This is a genomic window from Psychroflexus longus, from assembly GCF_020164595.1.
Taxonomy (GTDB): domain Bacteria; phylum Bacteroidota; class Bacteroidia; order Flavobacteriales; family Flavobacteriaceae; genus Psychroflexus; species Psychroflexus longus.
Window position 1 is genome coordinate 152147 of the sequence record NZ_JAIQZE010000003.1, and the last position, 17502, is coordinate 169648.

At 35.7% G+C, this 17502-nt stretch carries 18 protein-coding genes; 12 read left to right on the forward strand and 6 right to left on the reverse strand.

Translation table 11 applies throughout. The features are described 5' to 3' along the window. The first annotated feature begins 184 nt into the window (after positions 1–184). Positions 185–679 carry a GreA/GreB family elongation factor gene (locus tag LB452_RS04610; RefSeq protein WP_224460553.1) on the forward strand — a complete coding sequence of 165 codons (495 nt, stop codon included), beginning with the start codon at positions 185–187 and terminating at the stop codon, positions 677–679. A gap of 57 nt (positions 680–736) precedes the next feature. On the opposite strand, the gene LB452_RS04615 is transcribed toward LB452_RS04610, so the two are convergent. Next, positions 737–1435: an alpha/beta hydrolase gene (locus LB452_RS04615; protein ID WP_224460554.1), complete on the reverse strand. Its 699-nt coding sequence runs from the start codon at positions 1433–1435 to the stop codon at positions 737–739. Here LB452_RS04615 and LB452_RS04620 point away from each other — a divergent pair. The 5 genes from LB452_RS04620 (at position 1434) to LB452_RS04640 (ending at position 6774) form a co-directional block, all read left to right on the forward strand. Continuing rightward, entirely contained in the window at positions 1434–2441 is a 1008-nt protein-coding gene (locus LB452_RS04620; protein ID WP_224460555.1) for a glycoside hydrolase family 113, read from the forward strand. The two genes, LB452_RS04615 and LB452_RS04620, sit on opposite strands and share 2 nt — an antisense overlap. Before the next feature lie 113 nt (positions 2442–2554). Continuing rightward, on the forward strand, positions 2555–2974 hold the full coding sequence (locus LB452_RS04625) for a PaaI family thioesterase (RefSeq protein WP_224460556.1): 420 nt from the start codon (positions 2555–2557) through the stop codon (positions 2972–2974). After that, positions 2974–4074 (forward strand): chorismate-binding protein, encoded by a 1101-nt coding sequence (locus LB452_RS04630; RefSeq protein WP_224460557.1) that lies wholly within the window; start codon positions 2974–2976, stop codon positions 4072–4074. The genes LB452_RS04625 and LB452_RS04630 overlap by 1 nt, the downstream gene beginning before the upstream one ends. Before the next feature lie 51 nt (positions 4075–4125). Next, a complete protein-coding gene (menD, locus tag LB452_RS04635) occupies positions 4126–5883 on the forward strand; it encodes a 2-succinyl-5-enolpyruvyl-6-hydroxy-3-cyclohexene-1-carboxylic-acid synthase (protein WP_224460558.1) in 1758 nt (585 codons plus the stop codon). A gap of 51 nt (positions 5884–5934) precedes the next feature. Next, the gene (locus LB452_RS04640; RefSeq protein WP_224460559.1) at positions 5935–6774 is read left to right on the forward strand and encodes a CvfB family protein; all 840 of its coding nucleotides are present in this window, start codon (positions 5935–5937) and stop codon (positions 6772–6774) included. Between the two features lies 1 nt (position 6775). Here the strand turns inward: LB452_RS04640 and LB452_RS04645 are convergent, their stop codons facing one another. After that, on the reverse strand, positions 6776–7279 hold the full coding sequence (locus tag LB452_RS04645; protein ID WP_224460560.1) for a hypothetical protein: 504 nt from the start codon (positions 7277–7279) through the stop codon (positions 6776–6778). A 19-nt stretch (positions 7280–7298) separates the two neighbouring features. After that, entirely contained in the window at positions 7299–8201 is a 903-nt protein-coding gene (locus LB452_RS04650) for a tryptophan 2,3-dioxygenase family protein (protein ID WP_224460561.1), read from the reverse strand. A gap of 202 nt (positions 8202–8403) precedes the next feature. Here LB452_RS04650 and trxB point away from each other — a divergent pair, with 202 nt between their 5' ends. Further along, positions 8404–9387 carry a thioredoxin-disulfide reductase gene (trxB, locus tag LB452_RS04655; protein WP_224460562.1) on the forward strand — a complete coding sequence of 328 codons (984 nt, stop codon included), beginning with the start codon at positions 8404–8406 and terminating at the stop codon, positions 9385–9387. A 17-nt stretch (positions 9388–9404) separates the two neighbouring features. Here the strand turns inward: trxB and aroB are convergent, their stop codons facing one another. Then, positions 9405–10478: a 3-dehydroquinate synthase gene (gene aroB, locus LB452_RS04660; protein ID WP_224460563.1), complete on the reverse strand. Its 1074-nt coding sequence runs from the start codon at positions 10476–10478 to the stop codon at positions 9405–9407. A gap of 90 nt (positions 10479–10568) precedes the next feature. Between aroB and LB452_RS04665 the strand changes: the two genes are divergently transcribed. Genes LB452_RS04665 through xseB form a run of 4 tightly spaced genes read left to right on the forward strand, consistent with a single transcriptional unit; the run spans position 10569 to position 13895 of the window. Beyond that, positions 10569–11762: a proline dehydrogenase family protein gene (locus tag LB452_RS04665; RefSeq protein ID WP_224460564.1), complete on the forward strand. Its 1194-nt coding sequence runs from the start codon at positions 10569–10571 to the stop codon at positions 11760–11762. Next, entirely contained in the window at positions 11763–12287 is a 525-nt protein-coding gene (locus tag LB452_RS04670; protein ID WP_224460565.1) for a DinB family protein, read from the forward strand. Positions 12288–12289: 2 nt separating this feature from the next. Further along, positions 12290–13690 (forward strand): exodeoxyribonuclease VII large subunit, encoded by a 1401-nt coding sequence (gene xseA, locus LB452_RS04675; RefSeq protein WP_224460566.1) that lies wholly within the window; start codon positions 12290–12292, stop codon positions 13688–13690. Further along, positions 13677–13895 carry an exodeoxyribonuclease VII small subunit gene (gene xseB / locus LB452_RS04680; RefSeq protein ID WP_224460567.1) on the forward strand — a complete coding sequence of 73 codons (219 nt, stop codon included), beginning with the start codon at positions 13677–13679 and terminating at the stop codon, positions 13893–13895. The genes xseA and xseB overlap by 14 nt, the downstream gene beginning before the upstream one ends. Here the strand turns inward: xseB and kdsA are convergent. Next, complete coding sequence (kdsA, locus tag LB452_RS04685) at positions 13892–14710, reverse strand: 3-deoxy-8-phosphooctulonate synthase (protein ID WP_224460568.1); 819 nt, start codon at positions 14708–14710, stop codon at positions 13892–13894. The genes xseB and kdsA overlap by 4 nt on opposite strands. Positions 14711–14841: 131 nt before the next feature. Here kdsA and LB452_RS04690 point away from each other — a divergent pair, with 131 nt between their 5' ends. Continuing rightward, entirely contained in the window at positions 14842–15684 is an 843-nt protein-coding gene (locus tag LB452_RS04690; RefSeq protein WP_224460569.1) for a DUF2911 domain-containing protein, read from the forward strand. A gap of 19 nt (positions 15685–15703) precedes the next feature. Here the strand turns inward: LB452_RS04690 and LB452_RS04695 are convergent, their stop codons facing one another. Continuing rightward, complete coding sequence (locus tag LB452_RS04695; protein ID WP_224460570.1) at positions 15704–17401, reverse strand: sodium:solute symporter; 1698 nt, start codon at positions 17399–17401, stop codon at positions 15704–15706. Between the last annotated feature and the right edge of the window lie 101 nt (positions 17402–17502).

Below are 17502 nucleotides of genomic sequence, written 5' to 3' on the forward strand. Positions count from 1 at the left end.
TTAGGTGAAGCTGTACAAAAATGAAATTTTCATTTTGTACAGCTTTATTTTTTAAGTCTATATCGAAGGTTTGCCTTGATTTTATCAACAAACGGGTTAAGTACCTTTTAGAGATTTCAATATAAATAAGTTCTAAAGCCTACATTTATATATTTCAGAGTTAGATAATTTTAAAAATACACGTATGAGTAGAGGATTTGTAAAAGAAAGTGATCAGGAAGAACCAATAGTTATTCCTCCTAGAGCATCATTGCCAGATAATGAAATAAATTACGTGACTCCACACGGCATAGAGCTCTTAAATGAAGAGAAGATTTCTCTAGAAAAGCAACGTGTAGAAATTGAGGTAAAAGATGAAACTGAGCGAAGACGAGAATTATCTTTAATAGATGGGAAACTGAAATTGCTGATAGAAAGATTGAAAACTGCTCAAATAATTGAACCTAAAAGTCAAAATCAGAATGAAGTTAGATTTGGTTCCACGGTAAAGTTTAAAATGAATGGGAATTTACAAGAGTTCAAAATCGTTGGAGTAGATGAAGCCAATATAAAGCAGAAAAAGATAGCATTTAGGTCTCCGTTGGCCAAAGCGATAACTTCAAAAAAAGAAGGCGATAAGTTTGATTTTAAACTTGGCGAAGAACGACGACCAATAGAAATCATAAGCATCAAATACTAAATTTTATGCAAGACTATCCTTTCGATTATTCTTAATTAAAAAACAATTTCTACTAATTTACATTTCAGAAATTTTCTTGATACTCTCAGGATGCATTACATGTTTGCCATCAAATTTGATGATCTCTGGAGCATTAGGAAAAATACTCAGTGCAAGTTGGAGTTGAGCCCGTATTCTTTCTTCTGATAGATATTCATCTTCATTTCCAAAGATGATGGATGTTTTTAAGTCGGGTAGATAAGCGAAGCTGGTTGCATCAAATTCTGTCGGTATGCTCCCTGAGTGTATCACCAAATGATCACAATTGACTTTTCGTTTCGCAAGCCAACGTGTCACGACAGAAACTCCTTGAGAAAACCCGAAAAGAATAATTTTTTTATCCTTAGGTAATTTTTCTGTTTGTAATATTGCGTCCAGATAATTCAGAACATTTTCAATCTCCTGTTCTCTATTTTCTTTGGTAAGCCATGAGGCGCCGACATATTTATAGGCTTTGGTTTGATAATACTTTGATGGTGCTTGTGGTGCAATGACGTAGTTCAATTCTGGGTCAAGATTTTCGAAATAACCGATAAAAAATTTACTCAAAAAACCAATGCCGTGGCAGGCTATCCAGATGTTTTTGGTATCCGTAGTAAGCGTGTTAAGTGTAGAGTAGGTGTTTGTGGTTTCATAATCAACTTTTTTAGTAAGACTCACTTCACTTAAAATTTTAAAATTTTCAACCCAAAGTAAATGTTTAATTTTGTTTGACATGAAATTTTCAAGACTTTATCTAGTAATATTTTTCTTACTCAACAATTTTCTGTTGGTATTTGCTCAGGACAAGTCCACAACTAAAATTAATGGGATGACCATGGTTGCTTCAAAAACAACTATAACTGATGCCAATGCTAAAGACCTTCGAGATATTGGAAGTAATTATATAGCCGTAATGCCTTATGCTTTCATGCCTAGAGCAGAAAAAGCTCAATTATATTTTGATACCAAAAGGCAATGGACAGGAGAAACCCTTACAGGAATAGAGTCTGATGTGAAGACCCTACAAGCAGTAGGATTGAAAGTTATGATAAAGCCTCATATCTGGATTGGAAGCGGAGCTTTTACAGGCAGTATTGCAATGACTTCCGAGATAGATTGGATCCAATTCGAAGAGAATTACAAAGCCTATATTCTAACATTTGCCAGTATAGCTGAAAAAAATAAAGTTTCGCTTTTTTGTCTAGGAACAGAATTGAACAGTTTTGTTTCGGAAAGACCAGAATTTTGGTGTAAGCTTATTGAAGAAGTGAAATCCATTTATTCTGGAAAGCTTACTTATGCTGAAAATTGGGATAAATATGAAGATGTTATATTTTGGGATAGTTTAGATTACATTGGAATTGATGCCTATTTTCCAATTTCTGAAAATAAAACTCCAAGTGTAGAGAAAGTCAATTTTGCTTGGCATGGATTGAAAGCTACTTTAAAGTCCTTTTCTAAAGATTATAATTCTAAAATACTTTTTACTGAATACGGTTATAGAAGTATTGATTTTGCTGGCAAAGAGCCTTGGGATTCTTCACGAAAAGAAGTTTCAGGCAATGAAACAGCGCAGCTTAATTTATTAAAAGGCTTACATGAAAGTATTTGGGATGAAGATTGGTTCGCAGGTGGTTTTTTGTGGAAATGGTTTCCGAATTACAATTCCGATTCATATAGACACAAGAATCGCTTTACTATTCAGGGAAAAATCTCCGAAAGCTATTTCAAATCTTTTTGAAATAGAGTTTAAAAGTAAATCTAAACTAAATTCCATAAAAGTCTTTTAAAATATTCTGTATTAATAGCAGTGATGGCTTTGCTTTCGTAATTTTGTTTATTCAACTTTTGAAAATGGATAAACAAAAGATATTAGAGCAGTGTAATGCTTATACCAAAAATACATTGATGGAAACCCTTGATATTTCCTACGTTGATGTAGGTGAGGATTTCCTCGTTGCAAAAATGCCAGTAACACCAAAAGTACATCAGCCAGATGGAGTTCTACACGGAGGAGCCATGGTAGCTCTCGCAGAAAGTGTAGGAAGCGCCGCTTGTTTTGTTTTTTTGGACACTCAAAAATTCATGATTCGTGGTTTGGAAATTTCTGCAAACCACGTGAGGAGTTTGAGTGATGGTAATGTTTTTGCTACTGCAAAGTTTATTCATAAAGGGCGGACGACTCAAGTTTGGGACATTAAATTGACAGATGTTGAGAACAGACTAATTTCAGCAGTAAAGTTAACCACCATAGCTTTACCTAAAGCAAGCTAATGCAAAACTTACGGGAACATATTGAGGAGGCCTGGTCTTCACAATTACCTTTTGTGGCCTATCATCTTCCAAATGCAAATGACGTCCGCTGTTTTTTTTCAAAGGATTCAGAGTTACGTCACCTTCAGCGTTATGACGATGCAGGATTTGTATTTTCAGCTTTTGAGCCTTTATCCCAACCCATCGTGTTCCCAGAAGCGACTTCTGAAGTTTTAAAGTTTGAGCTCATCGATTATGAAGTGGAATCGCAAAGCACATTCAGTATAAAAGAAAATCCTGAAGAAAAAGATGATTATATAAAACTGGTAGCCGATGCGATAGATCTAATTAAGGCTGATGAAGTAAGAAAGATTGTGGTTTCCAGAAAGATTTCTGCTGACTATGATTTGCATAATCCGGTTGAATTGTTGCTGAAATTGATAAAGTTTTACCCTGAAGCTTTTACTTATGTTTGGTTTCATCCTGAAGTTGGATTGTGGGCGGGAGCATCTCCGGAATTTCTAGCTAAAACTTACAGAACGCAGTTTAAAACTATGGCGCTAGCGGGGACAAAGCGGGTAGGGGAGGACAGAGACTGGACTGAAAAGGAACTGGATGAGCAACAAATCGTGACTGATGAAATTGTGTATGGACTAAAAAAGCATACTAAAACACTTGAGGTTTCTGAGCGAAAAACAGATAAAGCAGGGGAACTTCTGCATTTGAGAACTGACATAACGGCGACTTTGGAATCTTCTAACTTGGGCGATTTGTTAAATGAATTACATCCTACTCCAGCAGTTTGTGGTTTGCCTAAAGAAAAGGCTTACCAATATTTGAAGGCTAATGAAAATTATAAAAGACAGTTCTATGCTGGATATTTTGGAGAGCTCAACATGCCGCATCATAATCAAAGATCGAGTAGAACCAGAAATCAAGAAAATCAAGCTTATAAATCTATAGTAAGGGCTTCCAATTTGTACGTTAACTTGCGCTGTATGAGTTATGCAGAGGGAAAAATCAATATATATGTGGGTGGCGGCATTACAAAAGACAGTAATCCTGAGGATGAATGGACAGAAACAGTCAATAAATCTAGGACCATGTTAAAAGTGCTATAAGAAATCGTAAGACTATAGCTATTTAGAAATCCCCCATCTTATTTTTGTATTATGAATCAGATCTATTCCAGCATACCAACAGCTCAACTAATAGTCGAACTTTGTGTTTTGAATGGCATAGAGCATGTGGTAATCTCACCTGGTTCCAGAAACGCGCCTTTAACGATAACATTAGCGAATCATCCCAAAATAAACGCTTACAGTATTGTGGATGAGCGTTGTGCTGGGTTTTTTGCATTAGGCATGACTCAGCGTTTTAACGCCCCTGTGGCTGTGGTTTGTACTTCCGGTTCTGCTTTATTAAACTACTATCCAGCAGTGTCTGAAGCATTTTACAGTAATTTGCCTTTGGTAGCGATATCTGCGGACAGGCCCCCACACTTAATTGATGTTGGGGATGGGCAAACTATTAGACAACCAGATGTTTTTAGCAATCATATTTTATATTCGGCCAACTTAAAGTCTGATTTTCACAATTCTGAAGACCAATCTATTTTAGATTTTAACACAAAAGAAACTCACAAAGCACTTCAAACCGCTATTTGGAATCAGGGGCCAGTCCATATCAATGCTCCTTTTGATGAGCCACTTTACAATAAAACAGATCAGTTGGATTTTATAATTCCCCAATTAGAGTCTTTGAAACCAGAGAATGCTGAAATCAATTCTTCCGATTTTATAAAATCATGGAATACTTCGTCCAAAAAACTGGTTTTGGTAGGGGTAAATCTGGATGAAAAAATTGATAAAAACGTTCTCAAGTTGCTTTCAGACGACCCGTCCATCATCGTTATGACTGAGATCACTTCCAATATTTCTGATAGGAATTTCTTTACCAATATAGATTCAATTTTAGCTCCAATCGAATCAGAAGAAAATACTGAAAAATTATTTGAGGCTCTACAGCCAGACATGCTTATTACTTTTGGAGGTTTGATTGTATCCAAAAAGATTAAAAAATTTCTAAGACAATTTAAGCCTAAAAAGCATTTTCACATTGATCCTAGAGAAGCTAACGATACCTTTTTCTGCCTGACTCAGCATTTTGAAACCTCTGTCAATTCTTTTTTTGAAAAAGCCAATTCATCACTAAATAAGATTGAGTCTTCCTATTTTGAAAGCTGGAATGCCATCCGATTGAAAACTCTAGAATATAGAAAATATTATAAGGATGAAATCGGATTTACTGATTTTGCTTTTTACTATAGTTTATTTGAACACTTGCCTCAAGATGAAACAGTTCATTTTGCTAACAGTTCCAGTATTCGTTATGCAAATTTATTTGATTCCAGACGTGAAATAAAAGCTTTTGCCAACAGAGGTACAAGTGGTATAGATGGAAGTACTTCTACTGCTATCGGTTATGCAGTTGCCAGCCAGGAACCAACGACTTTGGTGACTGGAGATCTTAGTTTTTTCTATGATTCCAATGCGCTTTGGAATAACTACATACCTAAAAATTTTAAGATCATACTCCTCAATAATGCCGGTGGAGGTATTTTTAGAATCCTTCCTGGGAACAAAGATGAAAACTATTTTGCAAATTATTTTGAAACGACACATAACCTTAATGCCAAACAATTGTGTGAGATGTATCAACTACAATATACAGTAGCATATGATTTAGAAGAGGTTGACAAAGAATTACCTTTGTTTTTTAAGAGAAATGATTCTCCACAATTGATTGAAATCTTCACACCAAGATTGGAAAATGATAAAGTGCTTCTAGGGTATTTTGACTATCTAAGAAAACATATTGACTTTCAGTCGGTTTTAAATTTTAAAACAACAGAGTCCGCTTCAAACTAAGCTAGTTTCAATTTTAAAATTGATTACTTTTGCATTCTAAATTATTTTTGAATGTTAGACTTAGGCGTAAAGCATACCTTGACCATCGACAGAGACACTCCTCCAGGATTATTTTTGAAAAATGAAGAGGATGAAGAGGTTCTCCTTCCCAATAAATATAAACCTAGCCATTTCGAAATCGGTGATGAAATTGAAGTTTTTGTCTATCTAGATTTTGACGAACGACCAGTAGCTACAAACCTGGAGCCAAAGGTCATGCTCGATGAATTTGCTTATCTCACTTGTGTGGATAGCAATGATTTTGGAGCCTTTTTGGATTGGGGATTAGAAAAACACCTTTTTGTTCCGCACATGGAACAAGCCTATAAAATGATTAAAGGAGAGCAATATCTTATTTTTTGTTATCTGGATGAGCAAACGAATCGTCTTGTTGCTTCAAGTCGTGTGAATAAATTTGTTGATAATTCTATCTTGACGGTTGAACATTTTGATGAGGTGGATTTAATTGTAACTAACCCTACAGACATGGGTTATAATGTGATTATAAATGAAATTCATATAGGATTACTTTATAAAGATGAAGTTTTTCAAGATTTGAAAACAGGGGATCGTCTTAAAGGAATCATCAAAAAGATTAGACCTGATAATAAAATTGATGTTTCTCTTCAGCGTCCTGGTTATAGAGGTATTGAGCCAAATGCTCAAAAAGTTATGGAAGTCTTGGAAGCAACCGAAGACGGTTTTCTTCCCCTACACGATAAATCCAAACCTGAGTTGATTTATGATACTGTTCATCTAAGCAAAAAGGCGTTCAAAAAAGCAATTGGAACTTTGTACAAAGAGCGTCAAATTACCATTGAAAATGGCGTTGGAATTTTTCTAACTAAGTAATTTATCTGCTTAAGTAAAACATTGGACTTGAACTTCTTCTGTAAGGAGAAAGTTGATAGAATGGAGACATTCTGCCGAACTTGTCACCAAGATCTTCATAAGCTGAATTCTTTATGCGGTTTAGATCGGAATAAATGGGCTGTTGATGGTAAGAGGGTGACCATGGAGATGTAGAAGTATTATCAAACTTCGGTTTAAAGTTTCCAAACATAGCCGACTGTCTTTCTACAAAAGAGAATTGCTGTTCTTGCTGTTGTTGAGCTCGGTAAGCTTTTCTATTTGCAGCTGCAACCATGTTTACTTCTGGGCGTTCTGCAAATTTATCCTTAAAAATATTGACTTCTGGTAGATTGAATTCTTTACCTACTGTAATAACGCTGAAAGGATCTGAGTTAAGACTTAATGACACAATTGGTCTTATCTCGAAAACTTCAAAGTCAGTTTGAGCTTTTATTTGATAAAAGCTAAGTACCAGAATGAAACTAATAATTTTCAATGCGTTCATATTACAAAAATAGCAAATATTATACCCAATCTAAGATTTCTAGATCTTTCCATAAGCCAGGAAAAAAACTACGCTGCTGGTGTTTGGGGTGAAGGTATTTTTTCCATGGAGATCCTCCGGTACCTTCTTTAGTTTCCCCTTTTTTCTCTAAATACTTTTTAGCTGTATTGAGATGTGTTTTGGGCCATTTCACGTTATATTGATGATCAAAATCTTTCATTCTGAAAATTAAATTATCAGAAGGCTTTTCAAATTTTTGAAACTGCTCCCAGACTGTATTTCCAGTGACCTCTGCTGTGAGTTCTTTGAAACTCTGTAAATATTTTTGCTCAAAAGCCATCAAGGTTTGAGAGGTTTTACCAGTTTCTCTATTATAACCTGCATCTCTCCAGTAGATGTTATCAAAAATTTCATCTACAGAAGGTTGTTCAGAAAGCCTTTTATAACCTTCTTTGTTAACAAGGTTTAGAAGAGGCGTACACATTATTTCCAGATATCGAAATTGAGCACTTTGTATTCCACTAGCCGGAGTGAGTGACATTCTGAATTTGTTATAGTCATTATAATCCAACCCATCAGTCATTACTTCAAATGAAGTAATGAGCATATCGGTGTATCTTACAAGTCTTCTTATTTTTTCAATAAAAAGACTTTCAGTATCAAAGGTTTTAATTTCTAAAAGCTGTTTGATCTCATGGATCATGAGCTTTAGAGTAAGCTCTGTAATTTGATGATAAACAATAAATACAGTTTCGTCTTCAAAATGGGTTTTAGGTTTTTGTAAAGATAACAGAGTATCAACCTCAATATAATCCCAATAATTCACTGGTTTTGAATACAAAAGTCCTTTGAGATAATTATCAGGATTTTCTCCTAGGGCTTTATATTTTTCTTCAAGCTGCTTTAAAAGCTCATTGTTCATCTGGTAAGATTTTAATCAAATTTATTAAATTAAGTCAAGTTTATTATTGTCTTGGGTCTTTAAGAAAATTTCATTTTAATTTTTTGTTCAAACATAACTACTCATTTTTAATAAGATCTCGTTATAGTTATATGTTAACAAGGAATTTAATCATCTATAAGTATCCTAAAAAACTTGCTATCTTTGTATAAAATTTAAAGTTATGTCAGAGAATATAGAACGTATAAAATGTCTTATCATAGGTTCAGGTCCTGCTGGATATACTGCAGCGATATATGCTGCTAGAGCAGACATGCATCCGGTAATCTATACAGGAATGGAGCCAGGTGGTCAACTTACGACCACAACAGAGGTTGATAATTTTCCTGGTTATCCAGATGGAATTGATGGACCAAAGATGATGGTCGAGTTACAACAACAAGCTGAGCGTTTTGGAACCGATGTCAGAATAGGCATGGTAACCAAAGTTGAATTGTCAGATAAAGTTGGTGGTATCCATAAGGCACAAATAGATAATAAAACTTGGGTTGAAGCAAAAACAGTTATTATTTCTACAGGTGCTTCCGCAAAATATCTTGGTTTACCAAGTGAACAACGTTTAAGAGGCGGAGGAGTTTCTGCCTGTGCGGTTTGTGACGGTTTCTTTTACAAAGGTCAGGATGTTGCAATCGTTGGTGGTGGAGATACCGCTTGTGAAGAGGCAACTTACCTTGCCAATATTTGTACTAAAGTGACTATGTTGGTAAGAAAAGGAGAAATGAAAGCTTCTAAAGCTATGCAACATAGAGTCGATAATACAAAAAATATAGATCTACGCTATCACAGTGAAGTTGATGAAGTATTAGGAGATCAGGTTGTTGAAGGTTTAAGAATTATAAACAATAAAACAGGTGAGAAAGATGAAATTAAAATCACAGGTTTGTTCATCGCAATTGGACATAAACCAAACACCGACATATTTAAAGGATATTTGGATATGGATGACGTAGGTTACATTATCACCAAACCAAAAACTACAAATACCAATTATCCAGGTGTATTTGCATGTGGAGATTCTCAGGATAAAGTTTATCGTCAAGCCATCACCGCAGCAGGAACTGGATGTATGGCAGCATTGGATGCAGAACGTTACCTAGCAAATTCAGAGTCAATTGAGCGCTCAGAACCTCAGGCTGCATTAAGCTAGATTAACATAAATAATTCTTAGGAAAGGCTTTTGTAATATGCAAAAGCCTTTTTTATTTGGTCATCACTGACTTTACAATTGATCTTTGGCTGACCAATATCTTCCAATAAAACAAAATTGATATTACCAGCAGAATTCTTCTTGTCGTGCTTAAGATATGTTTTAATATTCGTGATGTCGTGCTTAGAAAACACAACAGTTTTGAAATATGTTTTTATAACCTGACTTGCTTTATCACATTTTGTGCTATTGAATTCAAGAACTTCAACAGATAGCTTTAAGGCCAAAATCATCCCAATAGCAACAGCTTCTCCGTGAAGTAATTTTGCTTTTTCTGAAGACTCCATATGATAGGATTCTATCGCATGCCCTAAAGTATGGCCGAAGTTTAGGGCCATTCTTAGTCCGTTTTCAAATGGATCTTCTTCAGCAATTTTTGTTTTCACTTTTATAGAGTCTCGAATTAGTTCAGGTAATTTCTCCACTTGGAACTGAGACAAATCTTCAAAAGCAAAGAAGTCCTCTGCATTGGCAATCAATCCATGTTTAAGCATTTCGGCAAGACCACTTCTCATTTCTTCTTGAGGAAGTGTGGCCAGATAACCTACGTCAACCATGACCAATTTTGGAGGTCTTATGATGCCAATTTGATTTTTTAAACTATCGAGATTTACACCGTTTTTTCCGCCAATAGCTGCATCAACCATTCCTAATAGTGTGGTAGGTATATGAACAAAATCGATACCTCTTTTGAAACAGGAAGCAGCATACCCTCCAATATCTGTTACAATGCCACCACCAAGATTAATAAGCAAAGATTTTCTGTCTGCACCGTTCTCAGAAAGTGTTTTCCATATTTCGTTACACGTTTGTATGGTTTTATGTTCTTCCCCTGGTTCAATTTCAATCCACTCTATATTGACATCAGCTTCAATTTTTTCTGAAAGAAATTTGGAACAAAACTCATGAGTATTGGAGTCTACCAAAATAAATAGAGAAGAATAAGATTGAGATTTGATGAGCTTATTTAACTCGATGTAAGCTGTATCTTGAAAAGCTATCTTGTAAGTTTCTAATTGTAGGGTGTTCATCCTTATTAGCTGTGTTAAGATTATTAGAATTGACTACTGAATATGCAAAAATAGTACATCAATAACTATATTTGACCACATTTAAAAACTATGATCGACACTAAAATATTTAATGATACAAAGCATGCCTTTGTTCTAAAATCTGATGAGGATTTAAAACGTGCATTGTTTCTTTTTTCAATGATGAATGTGCCCTATTTTGTTCCTGTTTCTACAGCCTTAACAAATTTTGCACTCAATATAAAACTTCCCATTGAACCATTAGTAAAAGCTACAATTTTTAAACAATTTTGCGGGGGTGTAAGTCAAGATGATTGTATGCCGCTTGTCAAAAAAATGCACAAAGAAAATGTTTATACTGTTTTAGATTATTCAGTAGAGGGCAAAGAGTCTGAGGAAGAGTTTGATAAAGCCGCAAACACCAAAATTGAAATTATAAAATATGCTTCTGGTGTGAAAGAAATTCCATTTGCTGTTGCCAAACCTACAGGTCTGGGCCGTTTTGAAATTTGGGAAAAAGTTACTGCAAATGATACTCTTACCGATGAGGAACAATCAGAATGGGAGAGAATAAAGGCCAGATTTGAAAAGGTTTGTCAGGCAGCTTATGACTATGATACCAAACTTCTTATCGATGCTGAAGAAAGCTGGATGCAGGATGCTGCAGATAATCTCATTGAAGACATGATGAGAAAATTTAACAAAGAAAAAGCGATTATATTTAATACTTTACAATGTTACCGCTGGGATCGTTTGTCCTATGTTAAAGCTATTCATGAAAGAGCCCAGGAAGAAGGGTTTAAGCTTGGTTTTAAGACTGTGCGCGGAGCTTACATGGAGAAAGAAAATGCGAGAGCAAAAAAGCATGGTTATCCTACACCAATTTGTGAAGACAAGGAAGCAACAGATGTCAACTTTAATGCGGTGATGTGCTACTGCATTGACAATGTTGAAGATATTTCACAATTTATAGGGACACACAACGAGGTGAGCAGTTATATGGCTCTTCAATTGATGAATCAGAAAGATCTTCACTTATCAGACGATAGAATTTGGTTTGGTCAGCTATATGGCATGAGTGATCACATCAGTTTTAATCTCGGACGAGAAAATGCTAATGCCATAAAGCTTATGCCATTTGGCCCCATTAAAGACGTAATTCCTTACTTAATTAGAAGAGCTCAGGAAAATTCTTCAGTCCAAGGCCAAACCGGAAGGGAACTGGCTTTACTCAGAGAAGAAAAACACAGAAGAGACGGTCAATATGTGAAACGTGTTGAATAAATGACAAGCAAACAAGATATTTCAAATAAAGAATACAAACCCTATTATGATCTATATCTTAATAGGGTTTCTTCAAAAACAACACTTTTTGAAGCCTTAGAACAGCAAAGTGAGTTAATTGACTTTTTTAATGCTATTCCTCTAAATAAACATGAATTCCGCTATGAACCAGAAAAGTGGACTCCAAAACAAATCCTTCAGCATCTTATAGATACTGAGCGCATTTTTGTCAATCGTGCTTTAAGGTTTGCAAGAGAAGATTTTACAGAACTTCCAGGTTATGATGAAAATCATTATGCAGAGCAATGTTTTTCAAATCAGCGATCTATCAAAGATTTATTAGAAGAATATGAGGTAGTTAGATCTTCCAGTATTTTTCTTTATAAAAGTTTTGCTGATCAGGTATTGACCAACACAGGACAAGCTAGCGGCGGACCGTTTTCAGTAAGGGTGATTCCATTCATCTTGTGCGGACACCAGAAGCATCACATTCATATCATTAAAGAGCGCTATCTCAAAAATTAGAAATGTCATCAACTTCTAAAATTTCTGTTTTTACACTTTTGGACATCGGTCGAAGTTTGCAGAGGATGATCACAACCCATTACAACAAGCCCTACTGGATCAAAACTGAAATAGCCAAATTAAACGCCTATACCAAAAGCGGGCATTGTTACCCAGATCTTGTTGAAAAACAAAACGGACAAGTTTTAGCTCAGATGCGAGCCACAATTTGGGCGGATACCTACAAGCGAATAGCTCAGCAGTTTGAGGAAATCACCAATAAACCTATTTCTGAAGGCATGACAGTGTTGATTTTAACCAAAGTCAACTACCACCCCAATTATGGTTTCTCCCTCAATATTCTGGATATTGATGCTAGTTTTACACTTGGTGAAATGGCTAAAGAAAAACTGGAAAGCCTTAAGCGTTTAAAAGTAGAAGGAATTTTTGACTTGAATAAATCGCTCAATTTTCCTAAAATTCCAAAGCGTATAGCTGTGATTTCTGTGCAAACAAGCAAGGGCTACCAAGACTTCATCAACATCATCACTGAATCATATTCTTATTTAAATTTTGAAATAGAACTTTTTCCCGCTTTATTACAAGGGGACAAAGCTATTACTTCTATTGCAGAAGCCTTGAAAACTATTGAAAGTAGGAAAAAAGAGTTTGATGTAGTCACTGTAATAAGAGGTGGAGGAGGAGACGTGGGACTCAGTTGCTACGATAGCTTTGTGTTGGCTTCCAAAGTAGCAAGGTTTCCACTGCCAGTGATTTCTGGAATTGGACATTCTACCAACGAAACACTTGTAGAAATGGTGACTTACGCCAATAAAATCACCCCTACAGATGTGGCTTATTTTTTCATCAAAATATTTCAGGAACGCTTAGTTGAGCTTAACAACTTCAATTTGCAAATCCAAAGTTTGGTTAAATTCAAGCTGAAAGAAGAACAGCTAGACCTAAAGCATCAACACCAGGAATTTAAAACACAAGTTAACATTCTTTTGCAAAATCATAGATATAATTTGAAGGAGCAAAGACAACGAATCAAATCCACGATTCCTTCACTTTTGAAAACAAAGCTCGATGGCCTGACTCGCTCAAGTTACCAACTTAGCTGGCTGTCTAAACAAAAGTTTCAGAAGCAAGACCAGGACTTAGTTTTAATATCTAAAACCTTAGAAAAAGAAACAAGAAGTAAAATTATAAACCAAGATCAACAGCTTGACTACCTATCGTCCACACTCAATCTTTTGTCTCCAGAACGTTTACTACAACGTGGATATACACTGAATTTGGTAAACGATAGGATTATAAAATCTGCGAGAGAATTAAAGCCAGGAGATCATTTAAAAACGATATTTGCTGACGGTTATGCTGAAAGTGACGTAATAAAAATTGAATCTAATGAAAAAAACTGAAAGCTACGAAAGCGCCTTACAAGAACTAAAAACTATAGTTTCTGATATAGAAAATGATTCAGTTTCTGTAGACGAGCTTACTAAAAAAGTGAAGCGGGCTTCAGAGTTGATTAAATTCTGTAAAAATATTCTCACCAAAACGGAGACTGAAGTCAACTCCGCTTTGGATGATATGATTGATCTTAATGAAGAAAAAGAGGATTAAAACTGATTGATTGTCTTTCTGATTTTTACAAGTCTTGTCAGCAGGCCTTCCAACAATTCCAAGTCTAGCATGTTAGCTCCATCACTTTTTGCAGTACTGGGGTCAAAATGAGTTTCTATAAAAAGACCGTCGACGTTATTTACAATTCCTGCTCTGGCAATAGTTTCTATCATTTCTGGTCTTCCACCTGTCACTCCAGAAGATTGGTTAGGCTGTTGTAAAGAATGTGTAACATCAAGAACCGTTGAAGCATAACGTCTCATTGTAGGAATACCTCTGAAGTCAACAATCAAATCTTGATAACCAAACATAGTTCCACGATCGGTGATCATCACTTTATCATTTCCAGAATCCTTAATTTTTTGAGCAGCGTGCTGCATGCTTTCTGGACTCATAAATTGTCCCTTCTTAAGATTCACAACCTTTCCAGTGTCTGCAGCAGCCACTAGAAGATCGGTCTGTCTTACCAAAAACGCTGGAATTTGTAACACATCCACGTAAGCAGCGGCCATCGCAGCATCACTTTCCTGGTGAATATCTGTCACTGTAGGTACATCAAACGTGTTACTTACTTTTTCAAGAATCTTAAGTGCTTTCTCATCACCTATTCCAGTAAAGCTATCTATTCTGCTTCGGTTTGCTTTTTTAAAGGAACCTTTAAATACAAAAGGAATTTCTAGTTTGTCAGTTATTTTGACAATGCGTTCAGCTATTTTTAAAGCCATTTCTTCACCTTCAATGGCACAAGGACCCGCGAGAAGAAAAAAGTTGGAAGACTTGGTATGTTTTAACTTTGGAATAAGACTTAGATCCATTTTTTAAAAATTTTTCACAAAGATAAGTATTTAGAAAAGCTTATTCCATTACTATTTTTCAAGATGTCAGATTTTTGATCTACTTAAATTCTTATCTTTCAGAATAAATAAATTTAAATACAGATTCAGACATGAAAACAATTTTTACAGTACTTACATTGGTATTTTCAGTTTTTGCATATTCTCAAATTGAAACTCCACAGCCTAGTCCTAACTCCACTTTGACCCAAAATGTTGGTCTTTCAGAAGTGATGGTTGCTTATTCTAGACCATCAGCCAACGGAAGAGTCGTTTTTGGAGAGCTTGTGCCATTTGATAAACAATGGCGAACTGGTGCAAACGAAAACACAATTATTACTTTTTCAGATGACGTTGAAGTTCAAGGTCAACTACTTTCTGCAGGAAGCTATGCGGTATTTAGTGTTCCAAAAAAAGACAACTGGGATGTCTTTTTCTATGAAGACATTGACAACTGGGGATTACCAGTGACCTGGAACGAGGACGCAGTAGTTGCAATGATCAATGTTCCCACAAAAACTCTAAACCACCATGTCGAAACCTTTACAATTGGTGTCGACAATATTAATCTGGAAAAAGCCCATTTAAAGATATCTTGGGAAAAAACAATGGTAGAAGTTCCAATCGATTTTCCAACAGACGAACTTGTAATGTCGAACATCAAGTCAGTAATGGACGGTCCTTCTGCTAATGATTATTTCAATTCTGCTATTTATTATTTAAGTGCAAACAAAGACCTAGGTCAAGCTGAGGAATGGATGGAGAAAGGTATGGCAATGTCTGAAAACAAGCCATATTGGATGCTTAGACAGCAATCGTTAATCTATGCTGCCAATGGCAAAAAGGATAAAGCGGTCGAGACGGCGAAGGCTTCATTAGCCGGAGCAAAAAAGGCTGGTAATGCAGATTACATCAAAATGAATGAAGATTCGTTAAAGGAATGGGGTGCTAAATAATAAAAGCAGTTTCTTATTTTTAAGCCGATTCAACTTTTTGAGTCGGTTTTTTTGTGAAAAATTGTATCAAAATGGCAATACCTACCACTAATCCACACCCGAACAAGTTCAACCATAAATAAGGCATCCAGTCTTCAGAATAGCCAACAAGTACGATGACTTGAGTTATAATTGCAGCAATAAATACGGCTCGGCTTTTTACATAAGTGATAAAAAACGCCAATAGAAAAATACCTAAAACATTACCATAGAATATAGACCCTATAATATTCACAAGTTGAATTAAGTTGTCAAATAGACTGGCTGTACAGGCAAATATGATGGCAAAAATTCCCCAGCCTAAAGTAAATAGTTTGGTAGAGTTGACATAATGCTTATCACTCATAGCTCCTTTCTTATTCCTTTTATACAAGTCTATGGTTGTGGTTGAAGCTAAAGCATTGAGCTCGGATGCTGTAGATGACATTGCCGCAGAAAGTATTACGGCTAGTAACAATCCCACCAGGCCTTTCGGTAAATTATTGATAATGAAATGAATAAACACGTAGTCTTTATCGTTGGTTTCAATTTTTTCATCCACTTTAGAAATAATCTCTTTGGCCTGATCTCTTAATTCAAATTCTTCGGTGTTTAGTTGACTGAGTTGTGTTTGTAAATTATCACTTTCAGCAGGAGATAATTCATTTGCAAATTGATTTGCTAAAATTGTTTTTTTATCCTGAATACTTGTTAATTGGGATTCTAGAGCTTCAAATTCAGATTTATATTCTGAAGCTGTCACAGCATCTTTAGCTGCCGGATTGAAATTGATAGGGGAATAATTGAATTGATAAAACACAAAAACCATAACCCCAATAAGCAAAATAAAAAACTGCAAAGGCACTTTCAAGATGGCATTGAAAATCAAACCCATCTGACTTTCTCTTAAGCTTTTCCCAGACAAATATCGCTGTACCTGGCTTTGGTCTGTCCCAAAATAGGATAGAGCTAAAAAACTTCCCCCAATGATGCCGCTCCAAAACGTATAGCGGTTATCAAAGTTGAAAGAAAAGTCTAAAACATCCAATTTATTATTTGCTCCGGCAATTTTCATTGCTTTATTGAAGGTTATTTCGTCTGGCAAGTAGGAGAATATCAGTACGAAAGCAGTGATTAAGCCAAGAAAAATAACCGCCATTTGCTGCTTCTGAGTGACATTGACCGCCTGTGTTCCTCCAGTCACCGTGTAAATGATGACTAAAATCCCGATCATTATATTAAGATAAAATAGGTTCCAACCTAAAACTGCAGATAAGATGATCGAGGGCGCATAAATGGTAATTCCAGCAGCCAAACTTCTTTGAATTAAAAATAAACCAGCCGTAAGACTTCTGGTTTTCAGATCGAAGCGGGATTCCAAATACTCATAGGCCGTATATACTTTGAGCCTATGGTAAATAGGAAGGAAAACCAGACAAATAATAATGATTGCTATGGGTAGGCCAAAATAAAACTGAACAAAACCCATCCCATCATGAAATGCTTGCCCAGGAGTCGATAAAAAAGTGATGGCACTGGCCTGAGTTGCCATGACAGACAGACCAACAGTCCACCACCTGGATTTATTTCCACCCTTTATAAAATCATCTACATTGGCGTTTTTTCTGGACTTCAGGCTCCCATAAATGACTATAAAAGCAAGGGTCGCAAACAAAATGATAAAGTCTAAAGTCTCCATGAATCTGTTTTAATTTTGAAACCAATTCATGAAAATATAAAAGCCCAAAATGTAGATCGCATTGCAGATAAGAATCCAGGTATAGGCAGATTTCCAAAAGT